This is a genomic window from Paraburkholderia humisilvae (genome assembly GCF_902859855.1).
Taxonomy (GTDB): Bacteria; Pseudomonadota; Gammaproteobacteria; order Burkholderiales; family Burkholderiaceae; genus Paraburkholderia; species Paraburkholderia humisilvae.
The window spans coordinates 1-1,865 of sequence record NZ_CADIKH010000289.1; the positions used below are offsets into that span (position 1 = coordinate 1).

Below are 1,865 nucleotides of genomic sequence, written 5' to 3' on the forward strand. Positions count from 1 at the left end.
ACGCTGGGAAACGGCACTGTTGCGCCTGCCATGAACCTGGAAGCGTCCCGCATCGCCCTGCGCCCCATGCCAAGGGCGTGGATCTTATCCCGCTCCCCCTGCGCGCTCAAGCACGACTACTCAGTCCCTTTTCGCATTCGGGCTCGCATTTTGCGCATCCGCATCAGTGAGCTTGCCCGCAAAAAATGGATCCCTTGCTGAGTATGTAAAACTCACGCAATAGAGGAAGGAAAGATGGGTAATCCGAGAGCACGGTACACGCAGGAATTCTTGGTAGAAGCCAATGCGCATGGTCCGCGGCGGCCAGAGCATGGCAGCGGTGACAAAGATACTGGGGCATCAGCCCGAAGACGCTGCACAACTGGGTGAAGGCCGATGCCGCAGGCAGGCTGAGCGGCGCAGGCAAGCAGGTTTCTGCCGAGCAGATGGAATTGCCCGGCTGCGCGTGGAGTTGGCGCGGATGACGATGGAACGCGATATCTTAAAAAACATCCCCAAGGGGCGCGCCCCTGCCCAAAAGGCAGAAACTCTCGTCGGGGCTACACTGAGTGCTGTCGAAGGGAGCGGCCGTTGGCTTCCTGGTGAGACATCCCGTTAAAAAACGTGGTCCAGGAACTGATGCGGACTCAGCATTGGGGACGCCGCCAGGCGATCCCGTTCAGGAAGGTGATCAATCCGCTGTCCCGCCCTTCGACCTAACCATTCTGATGGCGGAGGCGAATATGCCGGCAAGGAAACGCCGACGCGCCAGCAGCGCTGCGCAAATTTCTGTGGTTCGTCCGCACGCGGCGGCGATCGACATCGGCGCGCAGTTTCATGTGGTCGCGGTTGGAGCCGAACGCGACGCCGAACCCGTGCGTACGTTCCGCAGTTTCACGAAAGAGCTTCACGAGCTTGCCGACTGGCTCAAGCAGGTCGGGATTCACACTGTGGCGATGGAGTCGACAGGCGTCTACTGGCATTCCGGTGTTCGAGATCCTGGAGGCGCACGGTTTCGAGGTGGTCCTCGTCAGCGGCTGCAGAAACTGCACTCCTACGGGCTGCTCAGGGCGAGCTTCCGTCCGAGCCAGGATGTCGCGACGCTGCGCTCCTATCTGCGGCAGCGCGAGCGCCTGCTGGAATACGCTGCGTCCCACATTCAGCACATGCAGAAGGCGCCGACGCTGATGAACGTCCAGCTGCATCAAGTGGTGGAGGACGTAACCGGTGCCACCGGCATGAGGATCATCCGCGCCATCGTAGCTGGCGAACGCAATGCCGATGACCTCGCCAGGTATCGAGATGTGCGCTGCAAACTCTGTCGAAACCATCCGCGACTCGCTGATCGGCCACTATCAGGCCGAGCACGTGTTCGAGCTCACGCAGGCACTCGCGCTTTACGATTTCTACCAAACCCAGGTCGCACAATGTGATGAGCGAATTGAAGTCGCGCTCCGACACCTGCAGACTGGTGTCGAACCGCCCACGGCCCCCATACCCGCGGCGCGGCATCGGACCAGGCAGCCAAATGGCTTCGCCTTTGACGTGCGTGCCGCGCTGTACGGCATGCTCGGCATCGACCTGACCCAGATTCATGGCATGGGGCCCTATGTTGCGCTCAAGCTCGTGGCCGAATGCGGTAACGACATGTCGCGACTGTACCCGCTCATCCTGGCCGATCTGGCCGATTCGACGCCCCTCCATTGACATAGGAGCGTCAACGCGCCGACCGGGAGCCTGAGGGGGTCGCTCAAGCGAGCACGCATCCCTGGCCGGCGCTTTGCAACGCGTCGCGAAACGACGGACGAGGTCATCGACTGGTTGAGCTCGACAATCATTCGCGCCGTGCGATACGTGTCGCCGTCAGCCGCGCGTCAAGCGGCATG

The 1,865-nt window shown here is 61.4% G+C and carries 3 protein-coding genes and 1 pseudogene; 3 read left to right on the top strand and 1 reads right to left on the bottom strand.

Annotation, left to right across the window (positions count from 1 at the left end):
- Together HV796_RS43805 and HV796_RS41965 are read left to right on the top strand one after the other, a co-directional pair.
- Positions 1-201, top strand: a 201-nt coding sequence (locus HV796_RS43805) for a hypothetical protein (RefSeq protein ID WP_217478239.1), incomplete at its 5' end; no start/stop codon positions are given.
- 33 nt (positions 202-234) lie between these two features.
- Positions 235-487, top strand: a pseudogene (locus HV796_RS41965) (transposase); the annotation flags it as partial.
- Positions 488-695: 208 nt separating this feature from the next.
- On the opposite strand, the gene HV796_RS41970 reads toward HV796_RS41965, so the two are convergent.
- Entirely contained in the window at positions 696-1,184 is a 489-nt protein-coding gene (locus HV796_RS41970) for a hypothetical protein (RefSeq protein ID WP_175233508.1), read from the bottom strand.
- 70 nt (positions 1,185-1,254) lie between these two features.
- Between HV796_RS41970 and HV796_RS41975 the strand changes: the two genes are divergently transcribed.
- Positions 1,255-1,686 carry a hypothetical protein gene (locus HV796_RS41975; RefSeq protein WP_175233509.1) on the top strand — a complete coding sequence of 144 codons (432 nt, stop codon included), beginning with the start codon at positions 1,255-1,257 and terminating at the stop codon, positions 1,684-1,686.
- The last annotated feature ends 179 nt before the right edge of the window (positions 1,687-1,865 follow it).

What these genes read in the sequence shown, in the direction of transcription:
- HV796_RS41970 (WP_175233508.1), bottom strand. Translation starts at nt 1,184, where the DNA reads ATGCAGCTGGACGTTCATCAGCGTCGGCGCCTTCTGCATGTGCTGAAT.
- HV796_RS41975 (WP_175233509.1), top strand. Translation starts at nt 1,255, where the DNA reads ATGCCGATGACCTCGCCAGGTATCGAGATGTGCGCTGCAAACTCTGTC.